Here is a 20,096-nt window from a genome sequence, read left to right on the forward strand (position 1 = left end):
GCATGGACCAGCCGCTCCCCCCTGCCGATGCCGCGCCGCGTTCGCGGGCGGACTCGGTCTACCAGGCCGTCAAGCAGGACATCCTCGATTACCGCCTGGCGCCAGGCGAGCGTTTCACCGAAACCGAAGTGGCCGAGCGCCTGCGCGTGAGCCGCACGCCCGTGCGCGAGGCGCTGTTCCGGCTGGAGCGCGAGGGCTATCTGGAGGTGCGGCATCGCAACGGCTGGCTGGTGCGGCCGCTCGATTTCGACACGCTCGACCACTTCTACGATCTGCGCCTGGTGCTGGAGCAGACCGCCGTGCGCCGGCTGTGCGCGCGCGAACCGGCGCGCACCGCAGACGGCCGCAATCCGCTGTCGGCATTGAGCGCGATCTGGTTCACGCCGCCGGCCGAGCGCCTGGCCGACGGCGAGCACGTGGCCCGGCTCGACGAGAGCTTCCACATCGATCTGGTGGCGGCCGCCGGCAATCCCGAGATGGCGCGCGTGCACCGCGCGGCCACCGAACGCATCCGCATCGTGCGGCGCCTAGACTTCACGCTGGCCGACCGGATCGACACGACCTACCAGGAGCACGGCGACATTCTGCGCGCCATCCTGGCCCGCGATGCCGCCCAGGCCTGCGCGCTGCTGCGCGCCCACATCGAGGCGAGCCAGGCGCAGGTGCGCAAGATCACGCTGCACCGGCTCTACTCGGCACGGCGGGTGGCCGCCGCGCCGGCGCTGTGAGGGCCTCAGCCGCGCAGGGCGCGCACGCGGCGCGGCGCGCCCGGATGCAGCCAGAAGTGCAGCACGCGCGTGATCACGGGGATGCACACGAACGACAGCACCGGCGTCATCGACAGCGTGGTGACGAGCACGCGCCAGAACAGCGGCAGCGCGCTCAACTGCTCGTTGAGCAGATAGGAGAACAGCAGCAGCATCGGGAAGTAGGCGATCCAGATGCTGATGGCCTGCTTCCAGCGCGGCGGCGCACTCTTTTGCGGGCCGAACCAGCTGTCGATGCCGCTGACCCGGCGCACGTGGCTGTGATGCACGAGCGCGGCGCCGCGTTCGAGCCACATGCGGCGCGGCAGCGACTTCTCCCAGCGGTTCAGGCTGTCCTCGTCGGTGAAGCGCAGCACGATCTGGTATTCGTCGCCGCCTTCGGGCGGCTGCAGCACGCCCGAGCCGAGAAAGCCGGGGAAGCCGGCGGCGAGGATTTCCCCCTGTCGCATCCAGGCCAGAAAATCACCATAGTTCTCGGGCGCGATCTTGCGCGTCACGAGCATGTTGACGGGGGCGGGAGCGAGCGGGAGGGCGGCGGACATGTTTCTACTCCTGTGCAGCGGGTCGGCCTGGGTAGCCAAAGAGGGCTAGTACTTACCCTAGCAAACCCCATGCCAGCTTTGCAGCGCAACATTTGCCCTCTGAGAGACTGCTGTTCGACGATCGCGCCGATTTACCTTGCACCGCAACAAACACCATCCTGGTGATTACCCTAGTTCAATGCACCATGATGGTGCCACCCTTTTCCGGACCTTCGATGACCGATCTGCCCATCAATCTGCCCGACGTGCTGGCCGAAGTCAGTGCCCAGTTTGCCCGCTACGAACAGGCGCTCGTCGCCAACGACGTGGCCGTGCTCGACGAACTGTTCTGGAACAGCCCGCACACGCTGCGCTACGGCGCCACGGAGAATCTGTACGGCTACGACGAGATCCAGGCGTTTCGCGCCCAGCGTCCGGCCCAGGGGCTGGCACGCACTGTGACGCGCAGCGCGATCACCACTTACGGCCACGACTTCGCCACCACCCACATCGAGTTCGCGCGCGAGGGCTCGAGCCGGGTCGGCCGCCAGAGCCAGACCTGGATGCGCACGGCGCAGGGCTGGCGGGTGGTCGCCGCGCACGTCAGCCTGATGGCCTGAGCGGCCACGCGCCGCATTGAGCCTGACACGGGCCGGGTCTACACTGGCCCTTCCCTCACCGCCGGAGCAAGCCCCATGAGTAACGTCAAGATCGCCGTCTTCGTCGGCAGCCTGCGCGCCGCCTCGATCAACCTGCAACTGGCGCGCGCCCTCGAAAAGCTGGTGCCGGCCAATGTGAAGTTCGAGTACGTGAGCCTGGGCGACATTCCGCTGTTCAACCAGGACATCGAAAACGACATGCCGGCGCCCGCCGCCAAGATGAAGCAGCAGATCGTCGACGCGCAGGGCGTGCTGTTCGTCACGCCCGAACACAACCGCTCGATCCCCGCCGCCCTGAAAAACGCCATCGACTGGGGCACGCGCCCGTGGGGCAAGAACGTCTGGCTCGGCAAGGCCGGCGGCATCGTCGGCACCTCGCCCTCGGCGGCCGGCAGCGCCATGGCGCAACAGCACCTGCGCAACATCCTCGCCGCGGAAGGCGTGAACGTGCTGACCACGCCCGAAGTCTTTCTGCAGATGAAGGAAGGCCTGATCGACGGCCAGCACAACATCACCAACGAAGACACCCGCAAGTTCCTGCAGGGCTGGGTCGACCGCTACGTCGCCTGGGTGCAGCAGCTCGCCAAGTAAGTGGCGCTTCGCATTTCCCACCGCCCCGGCAGCACGCCGGGGTTTTTCTTTGGGCGGCCCGACTTATCCCCCTCCGGTGTGGAAAAGAATGAGGAAAGCCTGAGGGCAGCCCGATTTTGTGCAATGGGATCAGGCACTTGCGCGCGCTGCGCAGCAACTGCCCAGGCTGCGCCGGGTTGTCCCCAGCCGATGTGGACAAGCATCTGTACAGCTTGCGCATGACTCGGAAAAGCGCCGTGCGATCAGGCACTTGCGCGCGGCGCGCAGTTATTGACCAGCCGATCGCACTGCACGAGGGCGAGACGCGGCGGGCATGCCGACTGGCATGAGCCGACGCGATGGCCGCCAGGGCGACGGCCATGGCAGCGGCGCTCGCGCGCTTGCCCGGGTTATCCCCGTCAAATGTGGACAAGCCACTGGACAGCATGTTGAGCGACGCGATTAGATGTTGCAGTTCAATGACTTGCGCGCTTGGGTCAAACATTGCGCACTTGACAGCGCCCGCGCCAGGGCGGGGGCCTCGCTCGCGCGGCCCTCACCCACCCCGCGCCCGGGCTCACGGCAGAATTCGCCATGGCATCAATGACTTGCATGTGGGCGGCGGCGGCGCCACCCGCCGCGCGGCGCAGGCCCGCGCCAGCGGCGCCGCAGCGCGCCCGGCCAGCGCGGCGCGAACCGACGGTTTATCCCCAGCGTATGTGGAAAAGGGGCGGGACAGCTTCGGCACAAGGCAAAAATCCCGCGTCGTGACAGGCACTTGCGCGCGCTGGGCAATGTTTGCGCAACAGGCGTGCGGCGGGTCGTATCCGGCCAGCGCCCCCGTGTTCAGGCGGGCGACGAGGATTTATCCCCGGCTTGTGTGGACAAGACCCGGGACTGCGCCCGCACAACTCCGAAATCGCGTTGCACATCAAGCAGTTCCACCGGCTGCGCAAACAATGCGCAGGGCTTTCCAAGGGCGCATGCGGGGGCCGGGGGCCCGGCGCGAGAGCGGGCGGGCGGATTTATCCCCGCGAAATGTGGACAAACCCTTGAACAGTGCGCTGACAAGCCGGAAAAAGCCTTGGGCGGCAGCGACTTACGCGCGCCGCGCAAAGATTGCGCAGGCGCATCCGGCCGGGCCTCGCGGCAGGCGCCGCGAGCTTATCCCCGGCCGATGTGGACAAGGCGCTGGACAGGTGGCTGAGAAGCCGGAATAGCGCCGTCCGATCAAGCACTTGCGCGCGCTGCGCAAGTTTTGCTCAGGCTCAGCCGGCGTCGCCCTCTTCCAGGCGGATGCCCAGCTTGAGGCCGACCTGCCAATGCGCGACCTTGCCGTCCTTGATGTGGCCGCGCACCTCGGTGACCTCGAACCAGTCGAGGTTGCGCAACGTGGACGAGGCCCGTTCGATGGCGCGTTTGATGGCATCGTCGCTCGAGACTTCCGACGACCCGACCAGCTCGATCTGTTTATAGACATGACCCGACATGGCGCACCTCCTGGCGTTATGGGCAGGCTCCGCACCACGGCATGCGGTGCGGCAGCCCTCCAGACCATTGAATCATGCAAGCCTGCGGGCGGCCACCCGTCGGCGGGGGCGGCTTGTTACCGCATCCTTCGCCCCGCACCGCACTCAGACCGCGTCGAACTCCGCGAAACGCGCCTGGAGAAAGTCGCGCAGCCGGCGTACGGCCGGCGACAGGCTCGCGCGATGCACGAGCAACAGATACACCGGGGAGGACTCCGTCACAAGATCGGTGAGCAAGGGCACGAGCCGGCCTGCGCGCAGATCGGCGGCCACGTCGTAGCGCGACTTGTAGGCGATGCCATGGCCCTCGACGGCCCAGCGCCGCACCAGCTCGCCGTCGTCGGCGGCCCGGTCGCCCGCGACCGTCACCACCACGCGCCGGCCGTCGGCCTCGAAGTTCCAGCGGTCGTGCACCACGTCGCCCAGCATGAAGGTGAGGCAGTTGTGCTCGCGCAGGGCCTGCGGCGTGGCCGGATCGCCGTGACGCGCGAGATAGGCCGGCGCGGCGCACAGCACGCGTCGATTCTGCGGCGCCAGGCTGAGCGCGACCATGCTGGAGTCGTCGGGTACGCCGTAGCGGATGGCCAGGTCCACCGGCTGTCGATACAGATCGGCGAGGCGGTCGCTGATGTAGAGCCGCAGCCGCACCTGCGGGTGTTCGGCCTGGAAGGCGTCGAGCCACGGCCGCAGCACGTTGCGCCCCAGGTCGGAGGGCATCGACAGCGACAGCGTGCCGGTCACGCCGCCCTGCTCGTGTTCGACCGACTGTCGCGCCCGCGTCAGCAGGTCGAGCGCCTGGCGCACCTGGTCGCAGTAGCGTTCGCCGTCGCTGGTGAGGCGCAGGCTGCGGGTGGAGCGCGCGAACAGGCGCACGCCCAGGCTCTGCTCGAGCCGCTTGATCGCGGCGCTGGCGACGGCGGGCGTGATGTCCAGTTCGCGTGCCGCGGCGGAGAAGCTGCCGGCATCGGCGGCGGCCACGAGCAGGCGCAGGTCTTCGAGGCGTTCTCCGTTCATTTTCAAAATCCTTTTGAAACTGAGTGCGATGCTACCCTCTTTTTCAATGCACCCACCCGGGTGAACATGGCACATCGTCTTTTTTTCTCGGAATCCCCACACCATGAAAGCCATTGCCTATACCCACAATCTGCCCGCCACCGACGCCGCCTCGCTGCAGGACATCACCCTGCCCGCCCCCACGCCGGGCCCGCGCGACCTGCTGGTGCGGGTGCACGCCATCTCGGTCAACCCCGTGGACGTGAAGATCCGCGCCAACCGCAAGCCGCAGGAAGGCCGGCCCGAGGTGCTGGGCTGGGATGCCGCCGGCGTGGTCGAGGCCGTGGGCGCGCAGGTCAGCCTGTTCCAGCCCGGCGACCGCGTGTTCTATGCGGGCGCGCTGAACCGGCCGGGCGCCAACAGCGAGCTGCACGTGGTGGATGAGCGCATCGTGGGCGCCATGCCCGAGAGCCTGGATTTCGCCCAGGCCGCGGCGCTGCCGCTCACCGCCATCACGGCGTGGGAGCTGCTGTTCGACCGCCTGCGCGTGCTGGCCAACGCGGCGCCGAGCGGGCGCACGCTGCTGGTGATCGGCGCGGCCGGCGGCGTGGGTTCGATCCTGGTGCAACTGGCGCGCCAGCTCACCGGGCTCACCGTGATCGGTACCGCGTCGCGGCCCGAGACCCGCGACTGGGTGCTGCAGGCCGGCGCCCATCACGTGATCGACCACACCCGCCCGCTCGCCGACGAACTGGCGCGGATCGGGATTCCGCAAGTCGACTACATCGCGGGCCTGACCAACACCGACCAGCACTTCGACGCGATGACGCAGATCATCGCGCCGCAAGGCGCGATCGCCCTGATCGATGATCCGGCCGAGATCGACGTGCGCAAGCTCAAGGGCAAGTCGGCCTCGCTGCATTGGGAGTTCATGTTCGCCCGCTCGATGCACCAGACCGCCGACATGCAGGCCCAGCACGACCTGCTCACCCGGGTGGCGCAGCTGGTCGACGCCGGCCGCCTGCGCACCACGCTGGGCGAGCACTACGGCACGATCGACGCCGCCAACCTGCGCCGCGCCCACGCCTTCATCGAGAGCGGCCGCGCGCGCGGCAAGATCGTGCTCGAGGGGTTCGGCGGCTGAAGCCGGCGACCCCGGCAGCCCGGCGCCGGTGCCGGTGACGGGCCGGGCGCCTCAGCCCCGCCCGGCGTGCGCACCCGGGGCCCGCTGCGCTGTCCAGCCCGGCGCGGCGCGCCCGGCTCAGGCAGCCGCGGCCTGGGCGCCGTGTTCCAGGGTCGGGTTCGCATGCGCCGCGAACACCTCGCGCGCGGCGAACAACCCGTTGAGCGCGGCCGGGAAGCCGGCATAGACCGCCATCTGCATGATGGTCTCCACCACCTCCTCGCGGCTCACGCCCACGTTGAGCGCGGCGTGGATGTGCACCTTGAGCTGCGGCGCCGCGTTGCCCAGCGCGGTCAGCGCGGCCACGACCGCGATCTCGCGCCGCTGCAGGTCCAGGCCCGGCCGGGAATAGATGTCGCCAAAGGGAAATTCGATCAGGTAGCGCGCGAAGTCGGGCGCGATGTCCGCCAGGCTCGCCACCACGTTTTCGCCGGCCTGGCCGTCGATCTCACGCAGCCTCGCCAGGCCGCGTTCGTAGCGTTCGTTCGTTTGCATCAGGGTGTCCTCTGTCGTCGGGAAGTGACGGCGCCAGGGACTGTTCGAGCGCGCGATAGTGCTCGATCTTTTCCTGCAGAGCCTGCGCGGACTGCTGCATCGCCGAGATGCCGGCGCGGACCTCGTCGAGGTGCGCCTCCAGCATTTCCCGGCGTTGCGTCACGGTCCCGTCTCCGGCGCCTCGCAAGGCCGCGAACGTCTGCATCGTGCCGATGGGCATGTGCGTGGTCCGCAGCCGCAACAGGAATTCGATCCAGGCCATGTCGCGCGCGGCGTAGCGCCGCTGGCCGCCGCTGGCACGGGCGACCGGCGCGATCAGCCCGATGCGCTCGTAATAGCGCAGGGTGTGCGCCGTCAGGCCCGTGTGCCTGGCGACCTGTTCGATGGTCAGAAACGATTCCATGGAAGCGATCCTAGAAGTTTGAGCGCGCTCTAAGTCAAACACTTTAGCGCGCCGCGCGTACGAGGGACGGGCGCGCCGGGCAACCGGGCGCCGCGCCGGCGGCGTCCGGCCGGCGGCTCGCCGGTGCCGCGCTCAGCGCGGCGGACGGGCGCGGAACACGCGCGCGAGGATCAGCGCGGTGAGCGCCGGCAGGCCGAACACGCCCGCGTGCACGGCCAGCTCCTGCTGGAAGCCGAAGGCCGCCACCCGCGTGGCGTAGGTGAAATGGGCCACGCACAGCGCCAGCCAGGCGGCGATGAAGCCATAGCAGGCCACGCGCCGGCTGGCACGGCCGAGCAGGATGAAGATGGCCAGCATCGCAAAGCCGGCAACGAGCGCGATCAGGGGAGGCATGCGCAGTCCTCCAGGGACGACACGGACGACGATCCCAAGATACGGGCAAAGTCCGAGCCCGGCAACCGGCCGGCACCTTGCGTCTACAATGGCGGCCGACTCCAGCGCGCGCATGCCGCGCGCTCACGCACCGCCGGGCCCGGCTCGCGGTGCGTTGCCTTTTTCGACCTCTTTGCGTGCCGCGTCCGGCCCTGTCGCGCGCGGGCCGTGGCACCGATAAGTGTTATCCGACATGACGCAAGCCGTTGAATCCCAACACACTCCCATGATGCAGCAGTACCTGCGACTCAAGGCGGAAGCCGGGCCGTTGCTGCTGTTCTATCGCATGGGCGATTTCTACGAGATGTTCTACGAAGACGCCGAACGCGGCGCGCGTCTGCTGAACCTCACCCTGACCAAGCGCGGCAGCTCGAACGGCTCGCCGATCCCCATGGCCGGCATTCCGGTGCACGCCATGGAGCAATACCTGGCGCGCCTGGTGGCGCAGGGCGAATCGGTGGCGATCTGCGAACAGATCGGCGATCCCGCCACCACCAAGGGGCCGGTCGAGCGCCGCATCGTGCGCATCGTCACGCCCGGCACCCTGACCGACGACGCGCTGCTGCCGGCCAAGGCCGATCGCGCGCTGGCCGCCGTCTACGTCGCCGGCAAGGCGCGCGAGCCGCGCGCCGGCCTGGCCTGGCTCAATCTCGCGAGCGGCGAGTTCCACGTCACCGAGTGCAGCCCGGCCCAGCTCGAATCCGAGCTGCACCGCATCGCGCCCGCCGAGGTCATCTACGCCGACAGCGCCGAGCTGCAACTCGCGTTCGACGGCGCGCGCACCCGCGTGCCCGACTGGCACTTCGAGGCCGACGGCGCGCGCGGCCATCTGCTGGCCCACTTCAAGACCGACAGCCTGGCCGGCTTCGACGTCGAGGACATGCCGGTGGCGGTCTGCGCGGCCGGCGCCCTGTTGCGCTATGCCGCGCGCACCCAGTCGCACGCGCTGGCCCACGTGCAGACCATCTCCGCCGAACGGGCCGGCCTGTATGTGCTGATGGACCCGGTGACCCGGCGCAATCTCGAGCTCACGCTCACGCTCTCGGGCGAAGACGCGCCCACGCTGTTTTCGCTGCTCGACGGCTGCCGCACGCCGATGGGCAGCCGGCTGCTGCGCCGTTGGCTGCACCACCCGCTGCGCGACAACGCGCCGGTGCTGGCGCGCCAGCAGGCGATCACCGCGCTGATGTCGGCCCGCCTCGACATGGACCAGACCTTCGGCGCGGCCGGCCTGCTGGAATCGCTGCGCACCGCGCTGCAGGTGTTTCCCGACATCGAGCGCATCGCCGCGCGCCTCGCGCTGCGCTCGGTGCGCCCGCGCGAGCTCGCCAGCCTGCGCGACGCGCTCGCCACGCTGCCGCAGCTGCACGCCCTGCTGGCCCCGGCCGCCGAGGCGCCGCGCGTGGCCGAGCTGGCGCGCCACCTCACGCTCGACCCGGCCATCGCCGACCTGCTCTATCGCGCCATCGCGCAGGAGCCCGCCGTGGCGATCCGCGACGGCGGCGTGATCGCCACCGGCTTCGATGCCGATCTCGACGAGCTGCGCGTGCTCGCCGCCGACAGCGGCGAGTTCCTGGTGCAGCTCGAGGCGCGCGAGCGCGAACGCACCGGCATCAACAACCTGCGCGTCGAGTTCAATCGCGTGCACGGCTTCTATATCGAGGTCACCAAGGGCCAGACCGACAAGGTGCCCGACGACTATCGCCGCCGCCAGACGCTCAAGAACGCCGAACGCTACATCACGCCCGAGCTCAAGAGCTGGGAAGACAAGGTGCTGTCGGCCCAGGACCGGGCGCTGGCGCGTGAGAAGTGGCTGTTCGAGCAGGTGCTCGAAACGCTGGCCACCTACGTGCGCCCGCTGTCCGACTGCGCCGCCGCGCTGGCCGAGCTCGACACGCTGGCCGCGCTGGCCGAGCACGCGCGCCGCCACGACTGGAGCGCGCCCGAGCTGTCGGAGCAGGCCGAGATCGAGATCGACGCTGGCCGCCATCCGGTGGTCGAAAACGCGATCGAGCGCTTCACGCCCAACGGCTGCCGCCTCGACCCCACCCGCCGCATGCTGCTCATCACCGGCCCCAACATGGGCGGTAAGTCGACCTACATGCGGCAGGTGGCGCTGATCGTGCTGCTGGCGCGCACCGGCAGCTTCGTGCCCGCGACGCGGGCGCGCATCGGCCGTATCGACCGCATCTTCACCCGCATCGGCGCCGCCGACGACCTGGCCGGCGGCCGCTCGACCTTCATGATGGAAATGACCGAGGCCGCCGCCATCCTGGCGGCGAGCACGGCCAACAGCCTGGTGCTGATGGACGAGATCGGCCGCGGCACCTCCACCTACGACGGCCTGGCGCTGGCCTGGGCGATCGCGCAGCGGCTGCTCACGCACAACCGCGCGCTGACCCTGTTCGCCACGCACTACTTCGAGCTCACGCGCCTGCCCTCCGAGCAGCCGACCTCGGCCAACGTGCATCTGGCCGCGGCCGAGTCGGCCGGCGGCATCGTGTTCCTGCACGAGGTGCGCGAGGGCCCGGCCAGCCGCAGCTACGGGATCCAGGTGGCGCAGCGCGCCGGCGTGCCGGCGGCCGTGATCCGCCAGGCCTCGCGCGAGCTGGAGCGCCTCGAAGCCCAGGGCGCGCCCACGCCGCAGCTCGGCCTGTTCGCCGCCGCCATCGACGCGGAGGCCCAGACCCAGGCCGCCGCCGACCGCGACGAAGAGCTCGACGCGCTGGCCGCCATGCGCGCCGAACTCGCCAGCATCGACCCCGACAGCCTGACCCCGCGCGAGGCCCTCGACGCGCTGTACCGACTCAAAGCCCATCTCGCATGAAAACCGACCTCCCCCTCGCCCTGCTCGGCGGCCTGTCCGCCGACGACTTCATGCGCCGCTACTGGCAGCGCAAGCCGCTGTTGATCCGCGGCGCCATCCCGGGCATGCGGCCGCCCGAAAGCATTGCCGCGCTCAAGAAAATGGCGCGCCGCGACGACGTGGAATCGCGCCTGATCTGGCGCGAGCAGGGCGAATGGAACATGGAGAACGGCCCGTTCGCCCGGCTGCCCAAGGTCAACGAGCCCGACTGGACCCTGCTGGTGCAGAGCGTGGACCTCCACAGCGACGCCGCCGCCGCGCTGATGCAGCAGTTCCGCTTCGTGCCCGATGCGCGCCTGGACGACGTGATGATCAGCATCGCCTCGACCGGGGGCGGCGTGGGTCCGCACTTCGACAGCTACGACGTGTTCCTGCTGCAGGGCCAGGGCCGGCGCAAGTGGCGCTGGGGCCGCCAGAAAGACCTCTCCCTCGAGCCCGGCCTGCCGTGCAAGATCCTGTCCCACTTCGAGCCCGAGGAAGAGGCCATCCTCGAGCCGGGCGACATGCTCTACCTGCCGCCCCAGGCCGCGCACGACGGCGTGGCGCTCGACGATGACTGCATGACGATCTCGATCGGCTTCCGCGCCCCGACCCAGGCCAACCTGGCCCGCGGCCTGCTGGAGGCGGCCGCCGACCAGGCCATGGCCCGCGTCGGCCTGCTGGGCGGCCCCTACGGCGAGCCGGCCCTGCCGGGCGCGCGCCTGGACGGCATCTACCGCGACGCCGGCCAGCCCGCCACGGCCCAGCCGGCGGCCCTGCCCGACGCGCTGGTCGAGGCCACGCTGGCGACGCTGGCCAAGATCAAGTTCGACGACGCGCTCGCCGCCCGCTTCCTGGGCTGCTGGCTGACCGAGCCGAGCCAGCTCAGCGTGTTCGACAGCCCGGAAGACCCGGTCGACCTCGAAGACAGCTGGCCCGCCGCGGGCCGGCTGGTGCTGGATCGCCGCAGCCGCATGCTGTATCGCCAGCGCCAGCTCTTCATCAACGGCGAGACGGCGATGGTGCCGGCCGACGCCGCGCTGCGCGCCCTGGCCGACGAGCGCGCGCTCGATTGCGCCGATCCGCGCTGCCGCAGGCTCAGCGACGAGGCGCGCGCCTGCCTGGCCGACTGGCTCGACTCGGGCTGGCTGCACTACCGGGACTGAGCCACGGCGCTACGCCGCGTTCACACACGACAACGCCCCGGCCTCGGCCGGGGCGTTGCGTTTTGCGGCCACGCTCGGACATGATCCGCGTTGTTTGCTCATGCCGCGCGGCGTCATCGCGGCGTCAGGGATTGCGCGAATCGTGCAGAGAATGCGGAATTCGCGGGCTTGCGAGGGTGGGTTTCGTACGATCTGGATACCCAATCGTGTCCAACCCCCACAGAACGCTAAGGACCATTTTTCCGCGGTGACATTCGGACAAGCAGTACACAAAGCAGTAAGAATTGTTGCACTTGGGATGCCTCCTCTTTAATTTCCACACGCCAGCGGCTGAATGATTCCTGTAGCCTGGATTCTGGTTTCCCCTAGGTCGCACCGTAGAACCCCCTGCGGCGCCGCTCAAGGGCCCCTGGTTTCCCCTTCCACGGGACCACGACATTTTTTCAACAGGAGTCTCGACATGATGAGCAAAACCCTGATTGTGGCTTCGGTTCTGGCCGTTGCCCTGACTGCTTGCAATAAGAAGGAAGAAACCGCGGCACCCGCTGGCGGCTCCACCCCCTCGACCTCGTCGCCCGCCCCGAGCTCTACGGCTCCGGCTCCGGCGCCCACCCCGTCGCCCGCCCCGGCCCCGAGCACCACCCCCGAGTCGGGCACGACCCCGCCGGCTGGCGGCGCCCCGAGCGGCGGTTCGACCACGCCTTCGTCGTAATACCGGCAGGCGCCGGATCCCGACTGGCGCCGCCCCCTTCATCCCGGATCTGCGAGGGAGCCCCACCAGAGCAGATCAGGGTCCCGGCAAAGCCGGCAGGTGCAAACCTGCCGGCTTGCTTTTTTTGGGCGCCTGCAGGGGCGCTTGCAAGGGGCGATTGCACGGGGCGCCCGCAGGACACACCCGCAGGAGGCGCCCGCAGGAGGCGCCCGCAGGAGGCGCCCGCAGGAGGCGCAGGCAATAGGCGCCCGCAGTGCCGCAATCAAGAGGCGCCCCCGCGCGCCGCGCCCCTCAGACGCCAAGAAAAAAGCCAGACCCCGCGAGGGATCTGGCTTTCTGCTGCCTGGGCGGCAGGGCCGCCCGGACGGGGGTATTACATCTTGTCCTTCAGCACGCTCAGCATGCGCTGGGCGGTGGCGCTGCTGTCGCGCTGGCCGTTGGCGTCGAGCACCGTGACCTGCGTGGCATCGTCCGCCGCCGCAACGTGGATGCGGTACTGGGTGGCGGACGCCTTCTTGTCGCCACCGAACAGACGGCTGAAGAAGCCCGGCTCTTCGTTCTTGGCGCCGGTGTCGGAGTCGACGTAGCGGACGTAGTAGTCGCCGGCCGAGCGGTCGCGATCGTCCACCGCGAAGCCGCCGGAATCCAGCGCCACGCCGACACGACGCCAGGCGCGGTCGTAGGACTCGCTCACGACCAGCATGGCACCTTCGGCGCGCACGGACTGTTGCACCGCCGGACGCTGCGGCTGGTTCTCGGCCTGCTGCACGAGCTTGCGGGCGGCGTCCACGTCGGTGCCGAGGTAGACCATCAGGCGCGCGAGCATGGCGGCGTTCAGACCGGGGTCTTCCTTGCCGTTTTCCCATTGCACCTGGCCGTTGTCCGGACCCGTGCGCTTCTCGAGCATCTGGTTGTGGCTGATGTAGATCTCGGTGTGGCCGTTCACGCGCTCGACGCGGGTGCGGAATTTCTCGCGCTCGCCGCTATCCCAGGCCGTTTCCAGCACCGAGCCCAGCACCTGGCGCAGCCAGCTTTCGGGGATCTTGGCGCGGTTTTCGGCCCAGTCGGTCTCGATCAGGCCCGCCTGCGGCGAGTTGGTCTTGACGGTGAAGCCGGTGTCGGTCCAGAAGTCGACGACCTTGGGGAAGATCTCCTCGGGCGGACGCTGCACCACCAGCCAGCGCAGGTTGCCGTCGCGCTCGACCTTCATGTCGGCGCGCTCGGGCAGCACGTTGGTGTTTTGCGGCTGGGCCACGGCTTGCGCGCCCTGCTGCTGGTATTGCGAATACGTGGTCGTGCCGGAGGCCGGCGCGCGGTAGCGCGGATCGGCGTTGGCCTGGGTCAGGTCGGGAGGAATGCTCAGCGGCTCACCGCGACGCGTGCTCTTGTAATCGACCGATTCTTCATTGCCCAGCAGCTGGTTGACGTCGGAACAACCAGACAGCAAAGCCAGGGCCATCAATACCGAAACACCGGCATGACGAGTTTTCATACGCGTCCTCATAATCAAAGCAGACCCGTCTCGGTCAGGGCGCGGCGCACGGTGTCGTGGTGAGCCTCGCTGAGTTCGACGAGCGGCAGGCGGTAGCCCAGCGCGGTACGCCCCATCTGGGCAAGCGCCCATTTGACGGGGATGGGATTGGCTTCGACAAACAAAGCCTTGTTCAGACGCGCGAGCTTGGCGTTAAGTTCACGCACGCGGGGCACATCGCCCGCGTACGCGGCGGCACAGAGGTCCGCCATCAGGCGGGGCGCCACGTTGGCGGTGACCGAGATATTGCCGCGCGCACCCAGCAGGATGAGGGCCGCGGCGGTGGGGTCGTCACCGCTGAACACCTGGAACGACTCGGGGGCCTCGCGCAGCAGCAGCGCGCCACGACCGATGTCGCCGGTGGCATCCTTGATGCCGATGATGCCGGGCACCTGCGCCAGGCGCAGCACCGTCTCGTTGCTCATGTCGGCAACCGTGCGGCCGGGCACGTTGTAGAGCACGGTGGGCAGGTCGACCGCTTCCTGGACGGCGCGGAAATGGCGGTAGATGCCTTCCTGGGAGGGCTTGTTGTAGTAGGGCACGACCGACAGGCCGGCCTGCGCGCCGACCGCCTTGGCGTGGCGCGCGAGATGGATGCACTCGTCGGTGGAGTTGGCGCCCACGCCGGCGATCACCGGAATGCGGCCCGCGGCGTGCTCGACGGCGACACGGATCAGCTCCGCGTGCTCCTCCATCGAGACGGTGGGCGACTCGCCGGTGGTGCCGACCACCACGAGCGCGCCCGTACCCTGCTCCACATGCCAATCGATCAGGCCGCGGTAGGCCGCGTAATCGAGGCTGCCATCGGGCTGCATCGGGGTGACCAATGCCACCATGCTGCCCTGAAAAGTGATGTCTGCGGTCGGTGCAGAGGATGCCATAGTAAGTGGAGGCTCCAGGGCCCGCCGCACCATTGCAGCGGACCAGATTCGATCAAACGAGCGAGTTTAACGGATATTGCCGGAATTCCTAGAGGAACCAGCTCACGATTTGCGCCCCCAGCGCCAGGAAAGGCTGCATGAAAAATTGCAGGGTGCCCGTCACCAATAAGACGATGACGATCACCATCCCATAAGGCTCCATTTTCGAGTACTGCCAGGCCAGGCGCTGGGGCAGCAGGGAAAACAGGACACGCCCGCCGTCGAGCGGCAGCAGCGGCAGCAGATTCAGTGCCATCAGGACCAGGTTCACCATCACGCCGGCCTGGGCCATTTCGTACCAGAAGCCCTCCTGGACGCCGGTGGCGAAGTAGATCCGGATCGCCAGCACCCAGAGGATGGCCATCAGCAGGTTCGACATCGGGCCGGCCAGGGCCACCCAGAGCATGTCGCGCTTGGGACGGCGCAGCCGGCCGAAATCCACCGGCACCGGCTTGGCCCAGCCGAACAACAGGCCGGCGCCGCCGGTCAGCTTGGAGATCAGCAGGATGGCCGCGGGCACCAGCAGCGTGCCGACCGGATCGATGTGGCTGATCGGGTTGAGCGTGACGCGGCCGGCCTGCCAGGCGGTGGGGTCGCCGAACATGCGCGCGACGAAGCCGTGGGCCGCCTCGTGCAGGGTGATGGCGAAGATGACGGGTATCGCGTAGACCGCGATCGTCTGGATCAGATCATTCATGGCGAGGCATTGTAGCGGCTGACACAGGTGGGACCGCGACGCGGCGCACAGGTTCAGCGCCGCCCGCCCCTTAGGCGCGGGCGCGGCCTACGACAGCCCGAGCCGGGCGGGGTCGCCGCTGCCGAGCCGCAGGACCTCGGGCGTGCCGCCGGTGAGGTCGATCACGGTGGTGGGCGCCAGCGGGCAGGCGCCCGCGTCGATCACGGCCGCCAGGTCGTGGGCGTAGCGCGCCACGATCTCCTCGGGATCGTTGAGGGCCTCGTCTTCGTCTTTCGGGATCAGCGTGGTGGACAGCAGCGGCGCGCCGAACTGCTCGAGCAGGGCCAGCGTGACGCCGTGGTCGGGCACGCGGATCCCGATGGTCTTGCGCGACGGGTGCGAGACCCGCCGCGGCACCTCGCGGGTGGCCTCCAGGATGAACGTGTACGGTCCCGGCGTGGCCAGCTTGAGCAGCCGGTACTGCTGGTTGTCGACCCGGGCGAAGTGGCCGATCTCGGCCAGGTCGCGGCACAGCAGGGTCAGGTGATGCCGCTCGTCGAGGCCGCGCAGCCGCCGCAGGTGCTCGGCGGCGTCCTTGTCGTCGAGGCGCGCCACCACGGCGTAGCTCGAATCGGTGGGAATGGCGAGCAGCCCGCCGTCGGCCAGCCACTGGGCGGCCTGCTTGAGCAGGCGCGGCTGCGGATTGGCGGGATGGATGGAGAGAAGAAGAGCCATGGGATTATCCTAGCATTAGTATCAGGAACAACGCGCCGACCCCGGCGCCAGGAGATCCGCCATGCGCATGAACGACTCGCGCGAAAGCAGCAATATCGAAGACCGTCGCAGCCAGGGCCCGCGCCTGGGGCGCGGCTCCATCGGCCTGGGCACCATCGTGCTGGCGCTGGTGGCCATGTACTTCGGCGTCGATCCCTCGGTCGTGCTGCAGATGGCCGAGGGCCCCGCGCCGCAGTCGCAGCAGGCGCCGTCGCAGCCGCCCGTGCACGACGAGCAGTCGCGCTTCGTGGCCAAGGTGCTCGGGGAAACCGAAGACACCTGGGGCCCCATCTTCAAGCAGCAGCTCAACCGTTCGTACCAGGCGCCCACGCTGGTGCTGTTCCGCGGGGCCACGCCCACCGCGTGCGGCACCGGCCAGTCGGCCATGGGGCCGTTTTACTGCCCCGCCGACCAGAAGGTCTACCTGGACATGAGCTTTTTCGACGAAATGGAGCGCAAACTGAACGCGCCCGGCGATTTCGCCCGGGCCTACGTCATCGCCCATGAGGTCGGCCACCACGTGCAGAATCTCCTGGGCGTGGCCGACCAGGTCGACGCCGCGCGGCGCCGCAATCCCGGCCAGGCCAACGCCCTGTCGGTGCGCATGGAGCTGCAGGCCGACTGCTTTGCCGGCCTGTGGGCGCGCAACGCGGACCAGGCGCGCAACATCCTCGAGGCGGGCGACATCGAGGAAGGCCTGAACGCGGCCAGCGCCATCGGCGACGACACCCTGCAGCGCAAGTCGCAGGGCTATGTGGTGCCCGACGCCTTCACGCACGGCAGCTCGGCGCAGCGGGTGCGCTGGTTCAAGCGCGGCTTCGATTCCGGCGAGCTGCGCCAGTGCGACACCTTCTCGGCATCGAGCCTCTGAGCCCGGCAGCGGGCGCGGCGGCCTCCCCTGGCGCACGCCGCGCCGCCGCCCGCCCGGCGATCTTGTAAACTTATGCCCCTTCGCGGCCTGTACGCCGCCTCGCGCGCCCGACGCCTGCCGGCCGGCGCGCCGCTTTCGTTTTCGCTTGCTTCCCCCATGGCCAACAAAGTCGAGCCCTTAATCACACCGGATGAGGTCCAGGAAATCCTGGCCGCGCCCAAAGAAACCGTGAAAGCCATTGCCTGGTCGGGCAGACCGGTGGGCGGCCCGGCGCAGTGGATGGAGTTCTCCTGTGCCTGCAAGGTCGCGGGCGAAGTGCGCGAAGACGTGACCTTCCGCGTGATCTTCCGCGCGGCGCGCACCGACGTCTACGGCCAGGCGGCCGTGATGGTGGCCGAGGCCTTCTCGGCCAGCCTGTTCGTGGGCCCGCACCGGGTGCTGGGCGTGGACACCGACGATTCGTTCCACACCAGCGTGGTGGGCAGCCACCTGCCGCACTTCCGCAAGCCGCTCACCGAGCGCTCGCACCGCCACGTCTGGGTCGAGGAAGGCGAAGGCTATGCCGAACCCGTGACCCCCGCGCTCGACACCATCGGCGCGTTGATGGAGGACTTCCTGCCGCGCGCCAACCTGACGCTGACCGGCGGGTTCGCCCATCCGTACAAGGGCCGCCAAATCGAGCTGATCCTATGACCCAATTCCTGGAAGCCTCGGGCTGGACCGTGCGCGCCGCCGGCGAGGGCGCGATCCGCGCCATCGCCCCCATGACGCTGGGCCTCGACGGCCAGCACGCCGCCTTCTACATCGCCTATCCCGGCGACGCGACGTTCCACCTGACCGACGCGGCCGAGACCGCGATGCACGCCGCCACCTATGGCATCGAACTGCCGGCCAAGCGCATCGAACTGCTGAACCAGACGCCCGGCGTGAGCCTGGCGCACTTCGACGAGAGCGGCGCGATCGTGGCCAGCGGCCCGATCGATCAGCTGCAGGAAGCGCTCTGGGATGCGGTCAAGCTGGCGATGGCGCTGTCGTTCTCGTGCGCCAAGTGGATGCCGAAATTCAGCCGCCTGCGTTTTCGCGCGCAGGTGGGCCGCACCCTGGTCGAGGCGCTCGGCATGCCGCGCATCGTCAAGGGCGCCCGCACCCGCGGCAGCAGCGGCCATGCGGCCGACTTCGCCTTCGGCGTGCGCGCCGAGCAGTCGAACGCGCTCACGTTCATCGAACCGATCGCGCTGAAGGCGGGCAAGAAGGTCGACTGGACGCAGGTCTACCAGACCCACGGCAAGATGTCGGATGTGAAGATGGCCGACGCGCGCAATGCGCGTCTGGTGATACTCGAAGACGGCGCCTCGGCCGAGGAGTTCAAGAAGGCGGTCGCGATCCTGGAGCAATCGGCCACGGTGCGCACGCTCAACAAGACGCGCGACTGGCCGGCGCTGTTCGCGGGCTGAACGCCCGGCGCGTGCGCGGCGCCGACGGCGCAGCCGCCACGGCGCGGTGGCAACTGCTGCGGGCCCTGCCGTCAGCCGTCAGGCCGACGCGCCCTGCAATCCATCGACGATCTCCCTGCCATGCGTGATGGCGGCATGCACCGCCTCGCGTGGACTGAAGACATGGCCGCCGTGCGCGAAGCACGGCACCGGATATTCGTCGCCTGTATCGTGAATGGTATCTGCCTGCACAACCACGACGGTGGCCGTGAACTGCGGCCCGGAGGCCGCGGCCAGCGCCACGCTGGCACTTGCCCGCGCGACTTTGGCTGTGAGGCGATATCCCTTGTAAACGGTGTTGTTTTGAAGCACTGGGACGCCCTCTCTGCGAATCAGCATACCCCGCTGATATGACAGTCACGCGAGATATTTTGTAACGCCCCCGACGAAATAGACACAGGTCGCCGGCCGACAGGCGCCTGAATGCGTGCGCGGTGCGGCCGGCGTCAGAGGGGAATTACGGGTTAGCCCGGAGGGCGACGCGCTGTTGCACTTGAGCATGGCGGATACGCAACACTCGCCCCAAAGCGGTGCGCGGCGCGCGCATCCTCCGCCTCGCCGCCAGGGCCTGCCGGCATGCCCACCGCGCGGCACAGCGCGTCCATGGTCCAGCCGCTGCCCGCCATCATCAGGCGCGTGTGCAGGTCGGCGCGCAGCGTCTCGTCGACCTGGCTGCCGAGCAGCGTGAGCGTCTTGCGGCGCAGCGCGACGTAGGTGCAGGGATAGTCGCGCGCCAGCGCGCCCCACAGCGCATGCGCGCCCGGCGACTGGCGCGCGCCGCTCAGCAGGCACAGGCCGCCGTCGAGCGCCCAGCGATACACGAGGCTGGCGATGCCGCGGCGCTGATAGGCCGGCGCATAGCGCGAATGCGGTGCGCGCAGATGGCGATCCGCCTGGCGCGACACCTCGATCAGGCGATTGAACACCGTGTAGCCCGCGAGGCAGCCGCGGGCCCGGTCTTCGACATAGACATAGTATTCGCCGTCCGCGCTGCGCCAGCGCAGCACCAGCCCAGGGTGGGCGGTACGGACCTCCGGCATCTCGAACAGGCGATCGGCGGGATCGCGCATGCGTCCGTACAGGACATCCAGTTCATCGCCCGGCTTCCAGATGCCGGGGTCTACATCGATGCGCAGCTCCATCGTGGGAAAACGAAATGGCATGACTGCGACTTGCGCCAACGCGGGCACGGCAAACCTCCAGGGGTCAAGGGTCGTCGAAGACGGCGATCCGGTTGATCCGGCCGCCGCGAAAGAAATCGTGTCTGTGCGTCATGGACGCTCCAATGGACAGACGCCGCACGGGCCGGGATCGGCCACGCGCGGCGTGGGAATGAGCAGTGATCGCGCGGCTTCGCGGGCCGCGTCCAGCCCGAACCATAGCACCGAACGCGAAGCCCTGCCGCGCGCATCCGGTGAGGGTGGGATCGTTGCGCACACAACGGCGCGCCACGATGAGGCGGCGGCGCTTGGAAGAAAAGACGCGGCGGTAATAAGGACACGCAGTAATAACGCGCCGACCAACAAATCGTAGGGATCGGGTAGGCCGCTCCCTAG

General features: G+C 68.9%; 21 protein-coding genes. 9 read left to right on the forward strand and 12 right to left on the reverse strand.

Annotation, left to right across the window (positions count from 1 at the left end; translation table 11 throughout):
* Window positions 1–2: 2 nt before the first annotated feature.
* Window positions 3–728 (forward strand): GntR family transcriptional regulator, encoded by a 726-nt coding sequence (locus CEG14_RS19370; protein WP_094828018.1) that lies wholly within the window; start codon window positions 3–5, stop codon window positions 726–728.
* A gap of 5 nt (window positions 729–733) precedes the next feature.
* On the opposite strand, the gene CEG14_RS19375 is transcribed toward CEG14_RS19370, so the two are convergent.
* Window positions 734–1,309 (reverse strand): antibiotic biosynthesis monooxygenase, encoded by a 576-nt coding sequence (locus tag CEG14_RS19375; RefSeq protein WP_094828019.1) that lies wholly within the window; start codon window positions 1,307–1,309, stop codon window positions 734–736.
* Between the two features lie 224 nt (window positions 1,310–1,533).
* On the opposite strand from CEG14_RS19375, the gene hpxZ reads away from it, so the two are divergent.
* Window positions 1,534–1,908: an oxalurate catabolism protein HpxZ gene (gene hpxZ, locus CEG14_RS19380; RefSeq protein WP_094828290.1), complete on the forward strand. Its 375-nt coding sequence runs from the start codon at window positions 1,534–1,536 to the stop codon at window positions 1,906–1,908.
* A 75-nt stretch (window positions 1,909–1,983) separates the two neighbouring features.
* A complete protein-coding gene (locus tag CEG14_RS19385) occupies window positions 1,984–2,538 on the forward strand; it encodes an NADPH-dependent FMN reductase (RefSeq protein ID WP_094828020.1) in 555 nt (184 codons plus the stop codon).
* Window positions 2,539–3,785: 1,247 nt separating this feature from the next.
* Here the strand turns inward: CEG14_RS19385 and CEG14_RS19390 are convergent.
* Both CEG14_RS19390 and CEG14_RS19395 read right to left on the reverse strand, forming a co-directional pair.
* A complete protein-coding gene (locus CEG14_RS19390) occupies window positions 3,786–4,007 on the reverse strand; it encodes a dodecin (protein WP_094828021.1) in 222 nt (73 codons plus the stop codon).
* A 144-nt stretch (window positions 4,008–4,151) separates the two neighbouring features.
* Window positions 4,152–5,060 (reverse strand): LysR family transcriptional regulator, encoded by a 909-nt coding sequence (locus CEG14_RS19395; RefSeq protein ID WP_094828022.1) that lies wholly within the window; start codon window positions 5,058–5,060, stop codon window positions 4,152–4,154.
* Between the two features lie 103 nt (window positions 5,061–5,163).
* Between CEG14_RS19395 and CEG14_RS19400 the strand changes: the two genes are divergently transcribed.
* Window positions 5,164–6,183: a zinc-binding alcohol dehydrogenase family protein gene (locus CEG14_RS19400; protein WP_094828023.1), complete on the forward strand. Its 1,020-nt coding sequence runs from the start codon at window positions 5,164–5,166 to the stop codon at window positions 6,181–6,183.
* Window positions 6,184–6,300: 117 nt separating this feature from the next.
* Here the strand turns inward: CEG14_RS19400 and CEG14_RS19405 are convergent, their stop codons facing one another.
* From CEG14_RS19405 to CEG14_RS19415, 3 genes are all read right to left on the reverse strand, one after another.
* Complete coding sequence (locus CEG14_RS19405; protein ID WP_094828024.1) at window positions 6,301–6,717, reverse strand: carboxymuconolactone decarboxylase family protein; 417 nt, start codon at window positions 6,715–6,717, stop codon at window positions 6,301–6,303.
* Window positions 6,671–7,120, reverse strand: coding sequence for a MerR family transcriptional regulator (locus tag CEG14_RS19410; protein ID WP_094828025.1), 450 nt, complete (start codon window positions 7,118–7,120; stop codon window positions 6,671–6,673). The genes CEG14_RS19405 and CEG14_RS19410 overlap by 47 nt, the downstream gene beginning before the upstream one ends.
* A 132-nt stretch (window positions 7,121–7,252) precedes the next feature.
* Window positions 7,253–7,513, reverse strand: coding sequence for a hypothetical protein (locus CEG14_RS19415; protein ID WP_094828026.1), 261 nt, complete (start codon window positions 7,511–7,513; stop codon window positions 7,253–7,255).
* Between the two features lie 232 nt (window positions 7,514–7,745).
* On the opposite strand from CEG14_RS19415, the gene mutS reads away from it, so the two are divergent.
* Together mutS and CEG14_RS19425 are read left to right on the forward strand one after the other, a co-directional pair.
* A complete protein-coding gene (gene mutS, locus CEG14_RS19420; RefSeq protein ID WP_441299865.1) occupies window positions 7,746–10,379 on the forward strand; it encodes a DNA mismatch repair protein MutS in 2,634 nt (877 codons plus the stop codon).
* Window positions 10,376–11,563, forward strand: a complete 1,188-nt coding sequence (locus CEG14_RS19425) for a cupin domain-containing protein (protein ID WP_094828028.1) — start codon at window positions 10,376–10,378, stop codon at window positions 11,561–11,563. Before mutS ends, CEG14_RS19425 begins: the two co-directional genes overlap by 4 nt.
* A 1,085-nt stretch (window positions 11,564–12,648) precedes the next feature.
* Here CEG14_RS19425 and bamC read toward each other — a convergent pair.
* The 4 genes from bamC to CEG14_RS19450 all read right to left on the reverse strand — a co-directional run bounded on the left by bamC (window position 12,649) and on the right by CEG14_RS19450 (window position 16,137).
* Window positions 12,649–13,767 carry an outer membrane protein assembly factor BamC gene (gene bamC / locus CEG14_RS19435; protein WP_179280642.1) on the reverse strand — a complete coding sequence of 373 codons (1,119 nt, stop codon included), beginning with the start codon at window positions 13,765–13,767 and terminating at the stop codon, window positions 12,649–12,651.
* 14 nt (window positions 13,768–13,781) lie between these two features.
* On the reverse strand, window positions 13,782–14,687 hold the full coding sequence (gene dapA, locus CEG14_RS19440; RefSeq protein WP_094828031.1) for a 4-hydroxy-tetrahydrodipicolinate synthase: 906 nt from the start codon (window positions 14,685–14,687) through the stop codon (window positions 13,782–13,784).
* A gap of 88 nt (window positions 14,688–14,775) precedes the next feature.
* The gene (locus CEG14_RS19445; RefSeq protein WP_094828032.1) at window positions 14,776–15,423 is read right to left on the reverse strand and encodes a site-2 protease family protein; all 648 of its coding nucleotides are present in this window, start codon (window positions 15,421–15,423) and stop codon (window positions 14,776–14,778) included.
* 87 nt (window positions 15,424–15,510) lie between these two features.
* Window positions 15,511–16,137, reverse strand: coding sequence for an L-threonylcarbamoyladenylate synthase (locus tag CEG14_RS19450; protein WP_094828033.1), 627 nt, complete (start codon window positions 16,135–16,137; stop codon window positions 15,511–15,513).
* Between the two features lie 61 nt (window positions 16,138–16,198).
* Between CEG14_RS19450 and ypfJ the strand changes: the two genes are divergently transcribed.
* The 3 genes from ypfJ to CEG14_RS19465 all read left to right on the forward strand — a co-directional run bounded on the left by ypfJ (window position 16,199) and on the right by CEG14_RS19465 (window position 18,501).
* Window positions 16,199–17,047: a KPN_02809 family neutral zinc metallopeptidase gene (gene ypfJ / locus CEG14_RS19455; RefSeq protein ID WP_176461533.1), complete on the forward strand. Its 849-nt coding sequence runs from the start codon at window positions 16,199–16,201 to the stop codon at window positions 17,045–17,047.
* Window positions 17,048–17,203: 156 nt separating this feature from the next.
* Window positions 17,204–17,740 carry a hypothetical protein gene (locus CEG14_RS19460; protein ID WP_094828034.1) on the forward strand — a complete coding sequence of 179 codons (537 nt, stop codon included), beginning with the start codon at window positions 17,204–17,206 and terminating at the stop codon, window positions 17,738–17,740.
* Window positions 17,737–18,501, forward strand: a complete 765-nt coding sequence (locus tag CEG14_RS19465) for a DUF1828 domain-containing protein (protein WP_094828035.1) — start codon at window positions 17,737–17,739, stop codon at window positions 18,499–18,501. Before CEG14_RS19460 ends, CEG14_RS19465 begins: the two co-directional genes overlap by 4 nt.
* A 78-nt stretch (window positions 18,502–18,579) precedes the next feature.
* Here the strand turns inward: CEG14_RS19465 and CEG14_RS19470 are convergent, their stop codons facing one another.
* Together CEG14_RS19470 and CEG14_RS19475 are read right to left on the reverse strand one after the other, a co-directional pair.
* The gene (locus tag CEG14_RS19470) at window positions 18,580–18,879 is read right to left on the reverse strand and encodes a hypothetical protein (protein ID WP_094828036.1); all 300 of its coding nucleotides are present in this window, start codon (window positions 18,877–18,879) and stop codon (window positions 18,580–18,582) included.
* Window positions 18,880–19,004: 125 nt separating this feature from the next.
* Window positions 19,005–19,703 carry an N-acetyltransferase gene (locus CEG14_RS19475; RefSeq protein WP_306437039.1) on the reverse strand — a complete coding sequence of 233 codons (699 nt, stop codon included), beginning with the start codon at window positions 19,701–19,703 and terminating at the stop codon, window positions 19,005–19,007.
* Between the last annotated feature and the right edge of the window lie 393 nt (window positions 19,704–20,096).

It is taken from the genome of Bordetella genomosp. 1 (assembly GCF_002261335.1).
In the GTDB taxonomy this organism is placed as follows: Bacteria; Pseudomonadota; Gammaproteobacteria; order Burkholderiales; family Burkholderiaceae_B; genus Bordetella.